Origin of the sequence: Glycomyces mayteni, assembly GCF_042428885.1 — a bacterium.
In the GTDB taxonomy this organism is placed as follows: Bacteria; Actinomycetota; Actinomycetes; order Mycobacteriales; family Micromonosporaceae; genus Glycomyces; species Glycomyces mayteni.
Genome location: NZ_JBHMBP010000001.1, coordinates 56205 through 73157 on the forward strand (window position 1 = coordinate 56205; position 16953 = coordinate 73157).

Sequence of the window (16953 nt, forward strand, 5' to 3'; positions counted from 1 at the left end):
CACGTCCCGTCGTCAAGTCCGCGGACACGTCGGTGCGCCCGAGGCGAAACCCCGGGCGCACCAACGCATTCGGTCACGCCGTGACGCGCTCGAAGGCCGCTTTCGTCTCTTGGAAGACCTCGGGTCCGGGGCGGGACCAGAGGGTGTCGTTGAAGAGTTCCACTTCGATGGGGCCGGTGAAGCCGGTGGCGTCGACTTCGGCGAGGTAGCGCTTGAAGTCGATGCAGCCGTCGCCGAGTTGGCCTCGGCCGGTGAGGACGCCCGCGGGGAGGGGGGTGATCCAGTCGGCGAACTGGAAGGACGCGATGCGGCCTTCGCGGCCGGCGCGGGCGATGCCCTGCCACACTTGCGGGTCCCACCAGAGGTGGTAGGTGTCGACCACGACGCCGACCGCTTCGGGGGCGAAGGGCGCGGCGAGGTCGAGGGCTTCGGCGAGAGTCGCGACGACGCAGCGGTCGCTGGCGAACATCGGGTGGAGCGGTTCGATCGCGAGCGTGACGCCCTGCGCGAGCGCGTAGGGGGCCAGCTGGTCGAGGGCGTCCTTGACGCCTTCGCGCGCGGTGTCGATCGTGCCGCCGTCGGGGATGCCGCCCGAGACGAGGACGAGCGTCGGGGCCCCTACCTCGGCCGCTTCGTCGATCGCCTGCTTGTTGTCGGCGATCGCGGCCGGAGTCGGGTCCGTGAAGAAGCCCCCTCGACAGAGGCTCGTCACCTCGACTCCCGCGTCCTTCACGAGTTTCGCGGTGGCCGCGAGGCCCATCTCCTGCACCGGCTCGCGCCACAGGCCGATCCCGGCCCCGGTCCGCGCGCAGGCCTCGACGGCCTCGCGCTGGTCCCAGAACTTCGCGGTCGCATGATTGAAGGAGAAGCGGTCCGCGGCGCTCATGCGAGGGTCCGCTTCGGCTGGCCCGCGGTCGTGAGCAGGGCGTTGAACCGGTCGATCGCGAGCTGCTCGTCCGGGAACAGCCGCACTTCCAGGGCGAGGTCCACGATCTGTCCGAAGTGCTCGATGGAGCGGGCCGATTCGAGGCCGCCGACCATCTTGAAGTGGTCCTGGTAGCCCGAGAGCCACGCGAGGAACACCACGCCGGTCTTGTAGTTGAACGTCGGGGCCTCGAAGACCTTGCGCGCCAGGGGCACCGTCGGGTCGAGGATCGCGTGGAACCCGGCGACGTCGCCGTCGTCCAGCTGCTTGACCGCCCGCGAGGCGAGCGGCGCGAGCGGGTCGAAGATCCCCAGGAGCGCGTCGGAGTGCCCGAACTCGTCCCCGGCGATGAGCCGCGGGTAGTTGAAGTCGTCGCCGGTGTAGCAGCGGACGCCCTCGGGGAGCCTGCGGCGCAGCGCGATCTCCGCGTCGGCGTCGAGGAGGCTCATCTTGATGCCGTCCACTTTGGCCGCGTTCTCGGTGATGATCTCGACGAACACGTCCGCGGCCTCGTCGAGGTCCGACGTGCCCCAGTAGCCTTCGAGCGCCGGGTCGAACATCGGGCCGAGCCAGTGGAGGATCGCCTTGCCGCTGACCTCGCCGAGGAGCTCGGCGTACAGGGCCTTGTACTCGTCGGGGCCCTTCGCTGAAGCGGCGAGCGCCCTGGAGCACATGAGGATCGTGCCCGCGCCCGCGTCCTCGACGACCCCGAGCTGCTCCAGGTACGTCGCCCGGATCTCGTCCAGGGTGGACGGCGCCGCGCCGAGCTGGTCGGTGCCGACGCCGCACGCGAGGAGGTCGTCGGGCCCGGCGGCCTCCGCGGAGCGCTTGATGAGCTGCTTGGTGGCCTCCCAGTCGAGGCCCATGCCGCGCTGGGCGGTGTCCATGGCGTCGGCGACGCCGAGGCCGAGGTCCCACAGGTGGCGGCGGAACCCGATCGTGGCGTCCCAGTCCACTGTGGCCGGTCGGCCGGGCCCGTTGTCGGCCAAGGGGTCCGCGACGACGTGGGCCGCGGAGTAGATGACGCGGGAGGTGAACTCGCGGGTCACAGGACCAGCTCCTCAAGGTCGATGCGGCGGCCCTCGCGCGCGGAGCGGTAGCCCGCCTCGGCGAGCTGGACGCCGCGGGCGGCGGCCAGGAAGTCGTGGTGCCACGGCTCGTCGTCCACCACGTGGCGGAGGAACTCCTCCCACTGGAGCTTGAAGCCGTTGTCGAACACCTCGTTGTCGGGCACCTCGTGCCACTGCTGCCGGAACGGGATCGGCTGGTCGATGTCGGGGTTCCACACCGGCTTCGGGGTGTGCGCGCGGTGCTGCGCACGGGCCTTGCGGAGCCCGGCGATCGCGGAGCCCTCGGTGCCGTCCACATGGAACTCCACGAGCTCCTCGCGGTCGACGCGGGTGGCCCAGGACGAGTTCATCTGGACGACGGTACCGTCTTCGAGCTCGAAGATCGCGTACGCGGCGTCGTCGGCGGTCGCCGCGTACGGCTCGCCCTGCTCGTCGAAGCGCTCGGGGATGTGGGTCGTCACGTTCGCGATCACCGACTTGATCGGGGACCCGAACGTGCCCTCCAGCAGGTAGGACCAGTGCGGGAACATGTCGAGGACCATGCCGCCGCCGTCTTCGGCGCGGTAGTTCCAGGACGGGCGCTGGGCCTCCTGCCAGTCGCCCTCGAAGACCCAGTAGCCGAACTCGCCGCGCACGGACAGGACCCGCCCGAAGAAGCGGGAGTCGACCAGGCGCTTGAGCTTGCGCAGGCCGGGCAGGTAGAGCTTGTCGGCGACCGCGCCGTTCTTGACGCCGGCGTCGCGGGCGGTGCGGGCCAGCGCGAGCGCGTCCTCCAGGCTGGTGGCGATCGGCTTCTCGGTGTAGACGTGCTTGCCGGCCTTGATCGCGGAGTTGACGGCGGCGAGGCGGTGCCGCGTGGTGAGCGCGTCGAAGTAGACGCCGATCGACTCGTCGTTCAGGGCCTCGTCGAGGCTGGTCGTGTACTTGTCGAGGCCGTGGCGCTCGGCGACCGCCTTGAGCTTGTCCTCGCTGCGCCCGACGAGCGTGAGCTCGGGCCAGATCACGCCGCCGCCGGCGCGGGGGACGCCGCCCTGCTCGCGGATCGCCAGGAGCGACCGCACGAGGTGCTGCCGGTAGCCCATGCGTCCGGTCACCCCGTTGAGGGCGATGCCGACGGTGATTCTCTCTGCCATAGGGATCTGCTCCAGACGATAAGGCAAGCGCTTTCATACAGTCTTGTGAAGCATACAGCACACGCGGTCCCGTTTGAAAGCGGTCTCTCAACAGATTTACACACGTGAATGCGCTGCGTCCAGGGCTATGCACGCCGAAGGCCCCGGTCCGATCGGACCGGGGCCTTCGCAAGCGGGTCTAGAGGTACTGCTCGCTGATGCCGGTGACCTCTTCGGCGGGCGCCCAGATCTGGTACACGCCGTTGTCGTAGGGCTCCAGGCCCAGCGAGCGGGCCACGTCGGAGCGGCCGCCGGAGTACTCCAGGCGGTACCACTCGCCGGAGGCGCCCAGCAGCAGGAACGGCTCCCCGCGCCAGGTGCAGACCGTGCGCACGTAGAAGAAGTCCTCCAGCTCGCCGATCGGCACGCCGCGGCGGTACCGGCCCTCGGCGACCTGCACGAACCCGTCGCCGCCGGTCGGCGAGTAGAGCCGCACGTGGGCGCCGTCGGGGCTGGAGTCGTACTCGGCGCCCTTCCAGCGGGCGATGTAGCCGTCGCGCATCAGGCGTCCTTCCATTCTCCGGTGCGGTGGTCCAGGGTGGCCGCGGCCCGGTCCTCGGGGGCGGGCCGCACCAGGTCGTAGTGGCCGTCGGCGTCGCCCCAGGCGTCGCCGAGCGCGCTGTCGTAGCCGCCGGACGCGCCGCCTCCGTAGCCGAACGCCTCGCCCATCGGCCCGGCGGGCGGCGGGCCCGACGGCTCGGGGGCGGACGGCAGGGCCGGGACGGAGGGCGCCTCGATGGCGGCCGGGCCGCCGAACGCGCCGTCCACGGGCGCCCACTCGCGGGTGTCCGAGTCGTACTGCGCGATCTCGGTGACCTCACCGCGCGAGTCGATCCGGAGGATCTTCGCGCCGTGCGGGAGCCGCACCGAGTCGACCTTGTGCTCGGGGATGCGGTCCTCGGGGGACTCCGAGGGCGCGAACCCGTCGCCGCGGAACGGGCCGGGCTCCACGACCGTGCCGCCGCGGGACTCCGCGGTCGGGAAGTCGTTGCCGCCGATGGCCGCCGGGTACAGGTCGGTGCGGTACCCGGTCCAGCGGAGCACGTGCACCGAGTCGTCGGTGGGGCTGAAGTCCTCGCTGGAGCGGATGAGCCCGAGCGCGAGGTACAGCTGCGCGGGCGTGCGCAGGTGGTCCACGGCCTCGGCCGGGTGGACGAACCCGCCGACGCGGTCGTACCCGCGCTCCAGGTAGAACGGCACCTGGTGGTGCGGGATGGTCTTCTGCCACAGCACGGGCTGCACGCGGTGCGCGGGCGAGGCCGCGCGCGCGGCGGCGGCGTGGCGCTTCTCCATCTCGCGGGCGAAGACCAGGAGGTCCTTCGCCTCGGCCCACTTCAGGAGCGGCTCGATCTCGGGGCCGGACATGTTCGCCCCGACCTCGGTGCCGGGGTTGACGTACAGCGCGTAGTCCTGGCCCGGCCAGTGCTGGATGAGCCACCCGAACGGGACCATCGTGTGCGCGGTCTCGCCGCCGACGCGCTCGGCCATGCGGGCCTCGGTGGTGTACACCGTGATCCCGATGTTGCCGTCGACGATGTCGCTGGACCACCGGAACGCCGGGTCCCCGACGCGCAGGTGCGCGGCCTCGGGGTCGGCGATCGGCAGGACCACGCTGGCGCACAGCAGGGTCTGGAGGAACCCGGCGGTGTCGCCGGAGGACGCGGCCTCGGCGAGCAGCGGCTCGGCGTCCTCGCCGGTGAGCTCCACGGGCTGCGGCGCGGCCTTCGCCCGCGGGGCGGGCTCGGGCGCGGCGGGCCTGCGGCCGAAGGCGCTCGACATCGACGCGAACGACTCGGCCGTGCGCTGCTCCTCGTCGGGCGCGGCGGGCGTGCCGAACGCGTCGCCGGAGGAGTAGGTCTCCGGGTACGCGACCGGCGCGGGCTCGCGCGTCGGGAGCGCCGCCTGCGACGACTCGGACTGCTGGTCGCGCAGCCAGTCGGGGGCGTCGGGCCACTGGTCCTGCGGGGACGGCCAGTGCGGCTCAGCCGGGAAGGCCCCGTCGCGCGGCTGCGACCCGAAGCCCTGGGGCTGCGAGCCGAACTGCTGCGGCTGGGAGCCGAACCCCTGCGGCTGCGAGCCGAAGCTCTGCGGCTGGGACGTGTAGCCCTGGGGCTGCGAGCCGAAGCCCTGCGGCTGCGACCCGAACGACTGCTGCTGCGGCGTGAAGTCCTGCGGCGGCGGGGGCTGGTACGACTGCGAGGGCGACTGGAGCGACTGCTGCGACTGGAACTGGCCGCTGAAGCCCTCCGGCTCGGCGTCCTCGCGCGGCGGCTGGCGCAGCGGCAGTCCGGCCGAGGTCGTCCCGCCGACCGTCGAGCTCTGCTGCCCGGCGGACCCGTTCAGCAGGTCCGAGGAGCGGCGCGGCGCGGGCGGCACGTCGGGGATCGGCGGCGGCGGGGGCATGAAGCTCTCGCGCTGCGGCGGCGGCGCCTGCGGGGCGGCCGCGATCGGGTTCGCGAACGGGTCGGACTGCCCCTCCCCGAACGGGTCCCGGCGGGTCGCGCCCGCGAAGCGGTCCTCACGGTACGGCTCCGGCGCGGCCGGGGCCGGCGGCTCGGGGTCGGCCGGGACGGTCGTCATGCCCTGGGCGACTTGGGAGACGAACCACGCGGGCAGGTAGCCCTCGATCGGGAGGCCCGGGTTGACCGCGAGCCACCACTCCTCGTCGGGCCACGCCTCGGCGAGCGACTGGAACGTCACCCTCCGCGACGATCCCGCGTTGTCGCGCAAGCAGACCTGAAGCGCCGACTCCGACGTGAACGCGAGGATATGGGTGCGATCGTCCGTGGTCCACGTGGCCCACGTGTCGGCGCCCGTGCCGTTCACTCCCTCATAGGACAGTGGGAGGACAAGTTCGATCTGCGCCAGGATCCGGAAGTATCCGTCCTGGTCCTCGGCTCGCAGTGCTTCTCGGAGTCGGTGCTCGATCTCGTTACTGGGTTCCCACATCGATCCCACTCAGCCCTTCCCCCCTACCGGTCTTGGATGGGGCGGTGTCGAGCGAACGCGGCGTCCCCTCGCGATGGTCACCGTAACGCGAGGGCGTTGTCAAGCTTCGTTCAGTAGGCCAAAAATAACGAAATCATAAAGACGAACGCGTGTCATTCCCACGCTGTGGGCCTGTCGCTGTGTAACGATCCCGCTCTGATGGGGAACCGCGCTGCTCGATACGTGATGGCCTGCGTCTGCTCGACGCTGTTGGCGCTCTTGCTGTCCGCACCCGTCGGGGGCGCCGCGCCGGTCCCCTGGCAGGTCGCCGCGGCCGGAGCGCCCGCGGCATGGGCGACATCGACCGGCGAAGGCGTCGTCGTGGCCGTCGTCGACTCCGGCGTCGACGCCGACCACCCCGACCTCGCGGGCGCGGTCCTCCCGGGCCGCAGCTACGTCGACCTCGACCCCGGCGCCGAGCCCCGGCTCCTCGCCTTCGGATCGGAGGAGAGCCCGGTCTACGAGAGGGCCTTCGGCCAGGCCGACCCGGTCGGCCACGGCACCGCCGTCGCCAGCCTCATCGCCGGGCGCGGCGGCGACGGCCACCCCGGCATGGCCCCCGGCGCGACGATCCTCCCGGTGCGGGTCCTGGACGACGAGAACAAGTACCACGACTCCGCGATGGTCGGCGCGGCCGTGAAGTGGGCCGTCGACAACGGCGCCGACGTCGTCAACCTGTCCCTCGGCGGCCACTACGACTCCGCGCCGTTCGCCGAGGCCGTCGCCTACGCCGAACGCCACGACGTGGTCGTGGTGGCGTGCACCGGGAACCGCGGACAGGACGACACCGGGGAAGAAGAGGTGTGGTTCCCCGCCCGCCTGGACGAGGTCCTCGCCGTCACCGGCACCGACCAGCGCGGCCAGCGCTGGCGCACCGCGGTCACCGGCGACGCCACCGACCTCGCCGCGCCCGGCGCGGAGCTGAGCGCCGCCGACGCGACCGGCGGGCACAAGACGGTCACCGGCACCTCGTTCGCGTCGGCGATCGTCTCCGGCGCGGCGGCGCTCGTGCGCTCGGCCCACCCGGACTGGTCCGCCGACCAGGTCCGGCGGGCGCTCACCTCCACCGCGACGCCTGGGGACGCGGACCTCGGGGCCGGGATCGTGGACGCGGGCGCGGCGGTGGCCGCCGACGTCGCCCCCGAAGCGGAGTCCGAGCCGGTGCCCGCGCTGTGGAGCGCGGTCGCCACGGCGGCGGGCGGCGGGCTCATCGGCGGGGCCGCGCTGCTGCTGCGAGGCCGCAGGCGGTTGCCGGTGCGCCCGCGTACCATTGCCGGGTGACCGCCGCCGCCGCCAAAAAGGGCAAAGAAACCGAGCTGGCCAGGAAGCGCCGGGCCCGCGTCATCGACCGCCTCCTGGCCGCGGCCCACCCCGACGCCCACTGCGAGCTCGACTACTCGAACCCGCTGGAGCTCGCGGTCGCGACGATCCTGTCGGCCCAGTGCACCGACGTCCGCGTCAACCTCACGACCCCGGCGCTGTTCGCGCGCTACCGCGACGCCGCGGACTACGCCGACGCGAACCCCGAGGACGTCGAGGAGCTGATCCGCCCGACCGGCTTCTACCGCAACAAGACCCGCTCGATCATCGGCCTCGGCAAGGCCCTGGTGGAGCACCACGGCGGGACCCTCCCCGAGGGCATGGACGACCTGGTGAAGCTCCCGGGGATCGGCCGTAAGACCGCGAACGTCATCCGCGGCAACGCCTTCGGCGTCCCGGGCATCACGGTCGACACCCACATGATCCGGATAACGAACCGGCTCAAGCTCGTGGACGGGAAGGACCCGGTGAAGCTGGAGTTCCAGCTCCAGAAGCTCGTCGAGCCCCGCGAGTGGACCATGTTCTCCCACCGCATCATCTTCCACGGCCGCCGCGTCTGCATCGCCCGCAAGCCCGCGTGCGGGGCGTGCACGCTCGCCGCGCAGTGCCCGTCGTTCGGCGAGGGCCCCACGGACCCGGCCGAGGCCGCGAAGCTCCTCAGGGGCGACGACGTGGACCGGCTCATCAAGCTGGCGGCAGCCGCCGAAGGCGGCCGAAAGCGGCACAGCGAAGACGCGGTGGGCGCGTGAAGCGGCTCCTCGCGGCGCTGCCGCTGCTGCTCCTCGCCGCCTGCACCGGGAACCCGACGAACGCCGAGACCCCGCGGAGCGCCGACGAGCCGACCTGGTCCGTTCCCTGCGACCCCGGGACCACTCCGGTGGAAGGCGTCGGGGCGCTCGAACTCGACTGCCTCGGGGACGGCGCGCCGACCGCGGTCGGCGCCGACGGGAAGCCCCTCGTGGTGGTCCTGTGGGCGAGCTGGTGCGTCCCGTGCCAGGCGGAGGCCCCCGAGATCGAGGCGTTCTTCCAGGCCAACGGCGACCAGGTGGGCGTCCTCGGCGTGGACACCGCGGACACCGACGACGCCGGGCGCTGGTTCGCCGACGACTTCGGCATGACCTTCCCGTCCGTCGCCGACCCCGACGAGGCGGTCCGCATCGGCCTCGGCGTGCCCGCGCTCCCGGGCATCGCGCTCGTGAACGCCGACGGCACGGTCGCCGACCTCATCGTCCAACCGGGCGTGACCGCCGAGAGCCTCGCCGAGGCCGCGGGCGCGGCGTTCGGCCTGGAGCTGGCGTGAGCGACCTCGGCGACGTCCACGAACCCGGCTGGTGGCGCCCGCTCCTGAAAGCGGCCGCCGAAGCCCAGGGGCCCACCGCCGAACGCGTCATCGAAGGCCACCTGCGCCCCTACGCCGAAGAGGACGCCCGGACCGCTTCGGTCCTGGTCCTCCTGTCCGACACCGCGACCGGCCCGTCGGTCCTGCTCCAGCAGCGGGCCGCGACCCTGCGCCACCACCCCGGGGAGGTCGCGTTCCCCGGCGGGGCCGCCGACCCCGGGGACGCCGACAGCGCGGCCACGGCGCTGCGCGAGGCGGCCGAGGAGCTCGCCGTGGACCCCGCCTCAGTGCTCGTGGGCGCGACGCTGCCGCCGCTGTGGATCCCGGTGTCCGGCTTCGCGGTCACGCCGGTCCTGGCGCTGTGGCGCCGCCCGCACACCGTCGCCCCGCAAGCCGCCTCCGAAGTGGCCGCCGCGCACCAGGTCCCGCTGCACGTCCTCGCCGATCCCGGCTCGCGCGGCACCGTCGGGTACCCGTCGGGCCGCAGCGGCCCGGGGTTCCAGGTCGCGGGCGTGCCGCTGATTTGGGGGTTCACCGCCGGGGTACTGTCGTGGCTACTGGACCTGGGCGGCTGGTCCCGGCCCTGGGACCGGAGCCGCACGATGGAACTCGAAGGGCGCTAGCGCTCAAGCGATTGCGGGGTGGCGATGAGTCCGAGCGGTTCGGGCCTCCTGGTCGACGTCGTCATCGTGCTCCTGGCGCTCCTGTTCGCGATCAACGGCTACCGGCAGGGCTTCATCCTCTCGGCCGCGACGTTCCTCGGCTTCCTCGGCGGCGCGCTCCTGGGCATCCAGATCGCCCCGTGGGCCGCGGACTTCTACCAGGAGCCGCTTGCCAAGCTCGTCGTCGCGCTCGTCGTCGTCTTCGCGCTCGCCCTCGGCGGGCAGGCCCTGATGACCGCGATCGGCTACCGGCTCCGCAAGAAGCTGAAGTCCAACGGCTCCAGGCGCGTCGACCGCTACCTGGGCCCGGTCATCTCGATCGCCGCGGTCCTCCTGGTGACGTGGATGGCCGCCGCGCCGCTCGCGAGCCTGCCGCTCCCGGCCATCGCGGGCGCGGTCCGCAACTCCTCGATCGTCGGCGGCATCGACGACAACATGCCCGAGGCGGTCCGCGGCGTCTACGACCGGCTCCGGGAGTCCCTGAACACCACGGGGATGCCGAACATCTTCTACGGCATCGACCCGACGCAGGTCCGCGACGTGCCCGCCCCGGACCCCGAGCTCGCGGCGTCCTCGGTGGTCCGCAACGCCGAGGAGTCGGTCCTGAAGGTCCACGGCTCGGCCCCCTCCTGCGACCGCCAGATCGAGGGCTCCAGCTTCGTGTACGCCGACGGCCTCGTCGTCACGAACGCGCACGTGGTCGCCGGGACCGACGACGTCCGCGTCGAGTCCGACGGGGACCTCCTCGAAGCGGAGGTCATCGTCTTCGAGCCGGACAAGGACCTCGCGATCCTCCACGTCCCCGACCTCGACGCCGACCCGCTCCCGGTCAACGACGACACCGCCGAGTCCGGCGCGGACGCGATCGTCCTGGGCTACCCCGGCGGCGGCCCGTACACCGCGACCGCGGCCCGCGTCCGCGAGGCGCGCGTGGTCACGGGCCCCGACATCTACGACGACGGCACCGTCACCCGCGAGGTCTACCAGCTCTACGCCACGATCATCGGCGGCAACTCCGGCGGCCCGCTCCTCAACCCGGACGGGGAGGTCGTCGGCGTCGTCTTCGCCGCGGCGGTGGACGACCCGGAGACCGGGTACGCGCTCACCATGGACGAGTCGGCGGCCGTGCTCGACGCCGGACTGACCGCGAGCGGGTCCGTGGGGACCGGTTCGTGCACGTGAGATGTGCGATCTTGGGGATTCTCTCCATTGCCGGATGTTGGGCCTGACGTCACAATGCGGGTAGGCTGTAGCGGTCGCCGTCGACGCTTTCCGCTCCCCGGAACGAAACCCCAGCTGAGACGGCGCGGCGAGTCTCACGCGGTGACGCTCGGAACGGACGGAAGCCATTCATTCGGATACGAATGTCGATTCCGGCGGCGACGGTGCGCATGTGGATTTACGGGGGTCTCGCTCCCGCAATGCGGACAAGAGGCATAGACTCAGTACTTGCACTAGCGGTGCGTTGAAGAAAGGTGCGAACGGACATGGAAGACGTATTGGCGAGGGCCGCCCTGTTCAAGGGGGTCGACCCCGAAGCTGTCGAGTCGCTCATCAAAGAGATGGAGTACGTCGACATCAACAAGGGCCAGACCGTCTTCACCGAGAACGAGCCGGGCGACAGTCTGTACATCGTCATGTCCGGCAAGGTGAAGCTCGGGCGCCGCTCCGCCGACGGCCGCCAGAACCTGATCGCAGTGATGGGCCCGTCCGACATGGTCGGCGAGCTCGCGCTCTTCGACCCGGGACCCCGCACCGCCACCGCCACCGCTCTCACCGACACCCGCATGGCCCGCCTGTCCAAGACCGCCCTGCGGCCGTGGCTCGCGAACCGGCCCGAGATCGCCGAGCAGCTCCTTCGGGTGATAGCGCGCCGGCTGCGCCGCACGAACGACTCGATGGCGGACCTCATCTTCACCGACGTCCCCGGCCGCGTCGCCAAGGCCCTGCTGCACATGGCGAGCCGCTTCGGCACCCGCGACGGCGGCGTCCTGCGCGTCACCCACGACCTCACCCAGGAGGAGCTGGCCCAGCTGGTCGGCGCCTCCCGCGAGACCGTGAACAAGGCCCTCGCCGACTTCGCGGGCCGCGGCTGGCTGCGCCTGGACGGCAAGAGCGTCATCATCATGGACCCGGAGCGCCTCGCCCGCCGCGCGCGCGTGTAACGCTTCCGGTCGAACTTCGGGGCCCTCGGCGACGCCGGGGGCCTTCGTCGTTCTCCTGGTGAGTGCGCCTCATCACCTCCGTCACCGCCCTTGGCCGCATGGACGCCCGCAGGTCCAGCCGTTTAGACTTCCCGTAACCATCCCGGAGTCTGACTGAAGGAGCGTTGTGGCAGGGCAACTGAACGTCGAAGTCGTGGCAGTCGACTCGAAGGTGTGGTCGGGAGCGGCCGAGGCCGTCTACGCCCGCACCACCGAAGGCGAACTGGGCATCCTGCCCCGCCACCAGCCGCTGCTCGGCGAACTCCGCATCGACAGCACCGTACGGGTGCAGCCGGTCGGCGGCGGCGAGCTCGCCTGGAAGATCGAAGGCGGCTTCCTGTCGGTCACCACCGACGGCGTCACCATCCTCGCCGAGACCGCCGAAGCGGTCGCCCCCGCCTCGGCCTGACCATGCTGAAGGCACTGCTGATCGTCGCCGCGCTGGCGGCGGCCGTCGCGGTGTTCCTCGTGCTGACCTACGTCCGGCGCTCGATCCTCTCCCGCTCCGGCTCGGTCGCCATGGCCGCCCGCCTGTCGCGGCACATGGAGGGCCGCGGCTGGGCCCCCGGCTTCGGCGTCTACGAGAGCGGCACGCTCCGCTGGTACCGGATGTTCTCCCTCGCGTTCGGGCCGCGCTACGCGCTCTCGCGCCAAGACCTCCAGATCGCCGACCGCCGCGTCCCCGCGGGCCCGGAAGCGCAGATCTTCCCCCCCGAGGTGGCGATCCTCCGCTGCAAGAACGCCGCCGGAGACGTCGAGCTCGCCATGACGACCTCGGCCGTCACCGGCTTCCTCTCCTGGCTCGAAGCCGCTCCCCCGGGGGCGGCTTTCTACTCGGACCGGGACTGAACCACCCGATGCCCGCCTCCACCAGGAGGCGGGCATCGGCCGTTCTAGACGGGCTCGACCGCCTGGGTGAAGAGGACGTCGCCGTCCAGGTCCTTGAGGGACACGGTGAGGACCTCGGTGTCGGCGTCGATGCGGACTTCGCCGAAGAACTGGTAGCCGACGGCGGGCGAGGTGTTGGCGGCGGGCGGGGCCTTGACGAACACCGCTTCGGGGCCGAAGGTCGGGTCGAGCTGATTGGGGCCGAACGCGCCCGCGTTCAGGGGCCCGGAGACGAACTCCCAGAACGGGTCGAAGTCCTGGAACGCCGCGCGGTCGGGCGAGTAGTGGTGTGCCGCGGTGTAGTGGACGTCGGCGGTCAGCCACACCATGTTCGCGACCTCCTCGCGCTTGCAGTACGAGAGCAGGTCGGCGATCTCGGTCTCCCGGCCCGTCGGGGCCCCGCCGGTGCCTTCGGCAATGCCCTCCCACGCGCCCGCGCCGTCGCCGACGAGGAGCCCGATCGGCAGGTCCGCCGCGATCGCCTTCCACGTGGCCTTGGAGCGGCGCAGTTCACGCTTGAGCCACGCGAGCTGGCGCTCGCCGAGGATCTGCCCGCTCGCGCCGTCGGCGTCGGGGTTGGGGCTCTTGTAGGTCCGCATGTCGAGCACGAACAGGTCCAGGAGCGGCCCGTACGAGATCCTCCGGTAGATGCGGCCCTCGGCGTCGAAGCCGCCGGGGGTGTACTCGGCGAACGCCTGCCGCGCCCGCGCGGCGAGGACGTCCACGTTCTTCTCGGTGTACTGCGGCAGGTCGAGGATCTCGCCGGGGTACCAGTTGTTGGTGACCTCGTGGTCGTCCCACTGGTTCACCATCGGCACCCGCGCGAGGTACGCGCGCAGGTTCTCGTCGAGCAGGTTGTACTTGAACTGGCCGCGGTACTCGGCGAGGGTCTCGGCGACCTTCGACTTCTCCTCGACGACCGTGTTGCGCCAGGTGGTCCCGTCGGGGAGCGCAACGCTCTCCACGAGCGGCCCGTCCGAGTAGACGAAGTCGCCCGAGCACAGGAAGAAGTCCGGCTCCGAGTCGGCCATGGCCTGGAAGATCCGGTACCCGCCGAACTCGGGGTTGATGCCCCAGCCCTGCCCGGCGAGGTCGCCCGACCACTGGAAGGTGATGTCGCGGCACTCGTCCGAGGCGGTCGTGAACGAGCCTTCGAGGGCGTCGGACCTCCGCTCGCCCTCGGCGCGGACCTTGTAGTAGTACGTCTGGCCGGGCTTGAGGCCGCTGAGGCGCAGCTTCCCGGTGTAGTCGGTGTCCGAGGTCAGCGCGGGCCCGCGGAGCTCCCTGGCGTGCTTGAAGTCCGGGCGCGTCGCGAGCTCCACGCGCATGCGCGAGCCCCGGTCGGCGCGGGTCCACAGGACCGCGCCGCGCTCGGTGACGTCGCCGGACTGCACGCCGTGCGTGAGCAGGGGCCGGGACGCGGCGTACGAGATCCCGGGCGTGCCGAGGAGCACGGCGCCCCCGGCTCCGGCGGCGAGCAGTTTCCTACGGTCGATCGGCACGGTGGCCTCCAATGCGGGCGGGGTGTCGGCGGTCGCCACTCACGCTCGCAGACCCCGGTGGCACCGGAGTGGCCCGGAAGTGAACAGAAGGCCCCGCGCTCCGGACGGCCTGGGGCCGGGGTGTTCCGGAGCGCGGGGCGGGGAGCCCTAAGCGCCGAGGCGCGGGAAGGGCTTGGTGGAGAAGACCACTTCTACGGGCACCTCGAAGTACTCGGAGAGCTTCAGCGCCAGGTACAGGCTGGGGCTGTACTCGCCGCGTTCGAGGTAGCCGACGGTCTGGTAGTGGACGCCGAGGGCCTCCGCGAGCTGGCGGCGCGAGACGCCCCGCTCGGCGCGCAGCATCGCGATCCGGTTGTAGACCTCGTCCCCGGCCACGGCTCGATCACCAGTCCCTCTGCATGTCGGCGCGGCGGGCCGCCACGGCCGAACCCGACTCGCGCCGCGACATCCGCCGCAGGAGCCTGGGCGCCAAGGCCATCGAGACCACGGCCCAGAGCGCGAGCACGGCGAACATGGTAACGGTCCGCCATTCGCCGCCGATCTCCACGGCCGCCATGGAGTCAGGGAGCAGCGCGTGCCGCATCCCCAGGCCCATCCAGTACATCGGGAAGGCCTGCCCGATGCCCTGGAGCCACGTCGGCAGCGCGGTGATCGGGTAGAAGATCCCCGAGATCGCGACCATGCCCATGATGGGGAACATGACGAGGCCCATGTTGCGCGGGTTGTCGAGGATCGCGCCGAGCACGGCCCCGATGGGGAGGGTCGCCACGATGCCCATGACGAGCACCAGCAGGAACACCATCCACCGGTCGGGGCTGCCGAACTCCAGGCCGTCGAAGAGCGGCAGGCCCACGGCGAGCAGCGCGACGGCGGTGACGCCGATGAACATCGCGGTGGACGCGAGGTGCCCGACCAGGTAGCCGGTCATGCCCCCGGGCATGGACTTCGCGCGCAGGAGCGTCCCGTTGGTGCGGTCCATCGCGAGCGCGCCGACCATGCCCATGATGCCGCCGAACACGACGTTCATGCCGATGAGGCTCGGCATGTTCATGGAGCCCAAGGAGACCGGGGCGCCCTCGAAGTCGGCCTTCTGCATGAACAGGAGCACGACGATGGCGATGGCCGTGGGCATGACGAACCCGAGCAGGTCCCCCGGGGACGTCAGCGAGATCTTGGTCTCGATGAGGGCCCGCTTCCAGCCGGTGCGGTACTCGTGGAGGGTGTTGGTGCTCATCGGGTGACCTCCTTGAAGGCGTCGACGGCCGTGGCCGCTTCGCCGGACTCGAACCGCGCGACGAGTTCGAGGTAGGCGTCCTCCAGGCTCGCGCGGTGGATCTCCAGTTCGGTGACCTTGCCGTCGTCGGTGGCGAGGAGCTTGCGCACGAAGTCCGTGGCGTCCTCGGTGGCGTGGATCTGGAGCTGGCCGTCCTGGATCCACTTCACCTCGGCGGTGGTGGAGGCGGCGCGGGCGAGCTGGTCGGGCGAGCCGTCGGCGATGATGCGACCGCCCGCGAGGATGAGGATGCGCTCGGCGAGCTTCTCTGCCTCGTCCAGGTCGTGGGTGGTGAGCAGGATCGTGGTCCCGTCGAGGTCGGTGAGCCGGTGGATGAGCTCGTGGAACTCTCTGCGCGCGTGCGGGTCGAAGCCCGTGGTCGGCTCGTCGAGGAACAGCAGGGCCGGGCGGCCGATGATCCCGAGCGCCACGTCGAGGCGGCGCCGCTGCCCGCCGGAGAGGGTCCGCACGCGCTGCCCGGACTGGGCGGCGAGCCCGACCATGTCGAGCAGCTCGTCGGCGCCCCACGGCTCGGTGTACGGCTTGTAGTACTCGGCGAAGTGCGTGACGATGTCGCGCACCTTCCACTTGCCGTTGTCGCGCCACTCCTGGAGGACGACGCCGAGCCGCGCCCGCCACCGCTCGTCGCCGTGGGCCGGGTCCACGCCGAGGACGCTCACGTCCCCGGCCGAGCGGCCGCGGAAGCCTTCGAGGATCTCGATGGTGGTGGTCTTGCCGGCGCCGTTGGGGCCGAGGAGGGCGGTGACCCCTCCCGACTCGATCTCCAGGTCGAGACCGGTGAGCACGTCCTTGTCGCCGTAGCGCATGCGCAGGTCGGACACCGCGATGGCGGGTCCGTCGTGCGTTCGGGGGTGTCCCATGGATCGCTCCGTTGTATGTTTCCGATCGTTGATAGCACTCATACTACAACTCGCGGGAGAACTCTGTCGACCTGTATAACGCGAGGGGCCGCCCACACCCGTGGACGGCCCCGTGAAACCGATGGACTACCCCTGCGACCCCCGCGGCGCCCACAGCACGTCCCCGCCCGGGTTCGCCTTGCGCGCCAGCACGAACAGCAGGTCCGAGAGCCGGTTCAGATACGTCACGGGCACCGCGTGCGTCGTGTCCGGCTCGGACTCCAGCAGCGCCCACACCGACCGCTCGGCCCGCCGCGCCACCGTGCACGCCTGGTGCAGCAGCGCCGCCCCCGGCGTCCCCCCGCGCAGGATGAACGACCGGAGGTGCTCAAGGTCCGCGTTGCACTCGTCGATCCAGCCCTCCAGCCGGACCACGTACGACTCGTCGATGCGCAGCGGCGGGTACTTCGGGTCCGCCGCCACCGGCGTGGACAGGTCCGCCCCGACGTCGAACATGTCGTTCTGGACCGCGAGGAGGATCTCCCGCTCGCGCTCCCCGATCTCCCCGGCCTGGAGGGCGAGCGCCGTGCCGATCACGGCGTTCGCCTCGTCCACGTCGCCGTACGCGGCGAGCCGGAGGTGCGTCTTGGGGACGCGGGAGAAGTCGGCGAGACCGGTCGTGCCGTCGTCGCCCGTCTTGGTGTAGATCCTGGTGAGATTGACCGCCATACCCCCGACCATATAGCCTCC

Annotated in this window: 18 protein-coding genes; 8 read left to right on the forward strand and 10 right to left on the reverse strand. The window is 71.6% G+C overall.

Features of this window, described 5'->3' with window-relative positions; genetic code table 11:
* Positions 1 to 73: 73 nt before the first annotated feature.
* The 5 genes from ACFFXY_RS00290 to ACFFXY_RS00310 all read right to left on the reverse strand — a co-directional run bounded on the left by ACFFXY_RS00290 (position 74) and on the right by ACFFXY_RS00310 (position 6116).
* A complete protein-coding gene (locus ACFFXY_RS00290; RefSeq protein ID WP_382344797.1) occupies positions 74 to 886 on the reverse strand; it encodes a sugar phosphate isomerase/epimerase family protein in 813 nt (270 codons plus the stop codon).
* Complete coding sequence (locus ACFFXY_RS00295) at positions 883 to 1974, reverse strand: dihydrodipicolinate synthase family protein (protein WP_382344798.1); 1092 nt, start codon at positions 1972 to 1974, stop codon at positions 883 to 885. The genes ACFFXY_RS00290 and ACFFXY_RS00295 overlap by 4 nt, the downstream gene beginning before the upstream one ends.
* Complete coding sequence (locus ACFFXY_RS00300) at positions 1971 to 3128, reverse strand: Gfo/Idh/MocA family protein (RefSeq protein ID WP_382344799.1); 1158 nt, start codon at positions 3126 to 3128, stop codon at positions 1971 to 1973. The genes ACFFXY_RS00295 and ACFFXY_RS00300 overlap by 4 nt, the downstream gene beginning before the upstream one ends.
* Positions 3129 to 3306: 178 nt before the next feature.
* Positions 3307 to 3672, reverse strand: a complete 366-nt coding sequence (locus tag ACFFXY_RS00305) for a UCP033725 family protein (RefSeq protein WP_359952607.1) — start codon at positions 3670 to 3672, stop codon at positions 3307 to 3309.
* Positions 3669 to 6116 (reverse strand): SseB family protein, encoded by a 2448-nt coding sequence (locus ACFFXY_RS00310; protein ID WP_387983804.1) that lies wholly within the window; start codon positions 6114 to 6116, stop codon positions 3669 to 3671. Before ACFFXY_RS00310 ends, ACFFXY_RS00305 begins: the two co-directional genes overlap by 4 nt.
* Before the next feature lie 249 nt (positions 6117 to 6365).
* On the opposite strand from ACFFXY_RS00310, the gene ACFFXY_RS00315 reads away from it, so the two are divergent.
* The 8 genes from ACFFXY_RS00315 (at position 6366) to ACFFXY_RS00350 (ending at position 12529) form a co-directional block, all read left to right on the forward strand.
* Complete coding sequence (locus ACFFXY_RS00315; protein WP_382344801.1) at positions 6366 to 7436, forward strand: S8 family peptidase; 1071 nt, start codon at positions 6366 to 6368, stop codon at positions 7434 to 7436.
* Positions 7433 to 8224 carry an endonuclease III gene (gene nth, locus ACFFXY_RS00320; protein WP_382344802.1) on the forward strand — a complete coding sequence of 264 codons (792 nt, stop codon included), beginning with the start codon at positions 7433 to 7435 and terminating at the stop codon, positions 8222 to 8224. The genes ACFFXY_RS00315 and nth overlap by 4 nt, the downstream gene beginning before the upstream one ends.
* Complete coding sequence (locus ACFFXY_RS00325; RefSeq protein ID WP_382344803.1) at positions 8221 to 8775, forward strand: TlpA family protein disulfide reductase; 555 nt, start codon at positions 8221 to 8223, stop codon at positions 8773 to 8775. The genes nth and ACFFXY_RS00325 overlap by 4 nt, the downstream gene beginning before the upstream one ends.
* The gene (locus tag ACFFXY_RS00330; protein ID WP_382344804.1) at positions 8772 to 9437 is read left to right on the forward strand and encodes an NUDIX hydrolase; all 666 of its coding nucleotides are present in this window, start codon (positions 8772 to 8774) and stop codon (positions 9435 to 9437) included. The genes ACFFXY_RS00325 and ACFFXY_RS00330 overlap by 4 nt, the downstream gene beginning before the upstream one ends.
* A gap of 24 nt (positions 9438 to 9461) precedes the next feature.
* The gene (locus ACFFXY_RS00335; protein WP_382344805.1) at positions 9462 to 10658 is read left to right on the forward strand and encodes a MarP family serine protease; all 1197 of its coding nucleotides are present in this window, start codon (positions 9462 to 9464) and stop codon (positions 10656 to 10658) included.
* Between the two features lie 305 nt (positions 10659 to 10963).
* Complete coding sequence (locus ACFFXY_RS00340; protein WP_091052475.1) at positions 10964 to 11641, forward strand: Crp/Fnr family transcriptional regulator; 678 nt, start codon at positions 10964 to 10966, stop codon at positions 11639 to 11641.
* 166 nt (positions 11642 to 11807) lie between these two features.
* Complete coding sequence (locus tag ACFFXY_RS00345) at positions 11808 to 12089, forward strand: F0F1 ATP synthase subunit epsilon (protein WP_359952343.1); 282 nt, start codon at positions 11808 to 11810, stop codon at positions 12087 to 12089.
* A 2-nt stretch (positions 12090 to 12091) separates the two neighbouring features.
* A complete protein-coding gene (locus ACFFXY_RS00350) occupies positions 12092 to 12529 on the forward strand; it encodes a DUF2550 domain-containing protein (protein WP_382344806.1) in 438 nt (145 codons plus the stop codon).
* Between the two features lie 44 nt (positions 12530 to 12573).
* Here the strand turns inward: ACFFXY_RS00350 and ACFFXY_RS00355 are convergent, their stop codons facing one another.
* The 5 genes from ACFFXY_RS00355 to ACFFXY_RS00375 all read right to left on the reverse strand — a co-directional run bounded on the left by ACFFXY_RS00355 (position 12574) and on the right by ACFFXY_RS00375 (position 16932).
* On the reverse strand, positions 12574 to 14109 hold the full coding sequence (locus tag ACFFXY_RS00355) for an alkaline phosphatase D family protein (RefSeq protein WP_382344807.1): 1536 nt from the start codon (positions 14107 to 14109) through the stop codon (positions 12574 to 12576).
* A 108-nt stretch (positions 14110 to 14217) separates the two neighbouring features.
* Positions 14218 to 14412 carry a helix-turn-helix domain-containing protein gene (locus tag ACFFXY_RS00360; protein WP_106363454.1) on the reverse strand — a complete coding sequence of 65 codons (195 nt, stop codon included), beginning with the start codon at positions 14410 to 14412 and terminating at the stop codon, positions 14218 to 14220.
* A 40-nt stretch (positions 14413 to 14452) separates the two neighbouring features.
* A complete protein-coding gene (locus ACFFXY_RS00365; protein WP_382344808.1) occupies positions 14453 to 15304 on the reverse strand; it encodes an ABC transporter permease in 852 nt (283 codons plus the stop codon).
* Positions 15301 to 16224 carry an ABC transporter ATP-binding protein gene (locus ACFFXY_RS00370; protein ID WP_382344809.1) on the reverse strand — a complete coding sequence of 308 codons (924 nt, stop codon included), beginning with the start codon at positions 16222 to 16224 and terminating at the stop codon, positions 15301 to 15303. Before ACFFXY_RS00370 ends, ACFFXY_RS00365 begins: the two co-directional genes overlap by 4 nt.
* Positions 16225 to 16350: 126 nt before the next feature.
* A complete protein-coding gene (locus ACFFXY_RS00375; protein ID WP_382344810.1) occupies positions 16351 to 16932 on the reverse strand; it encodes a cob(I)yrinic acid a,c-diamide adenosyltransferase in 582 nt (193 codons plus the stop codon).
* Positions 16933 to 16953 lie beyond the last annotated feature (21 nt).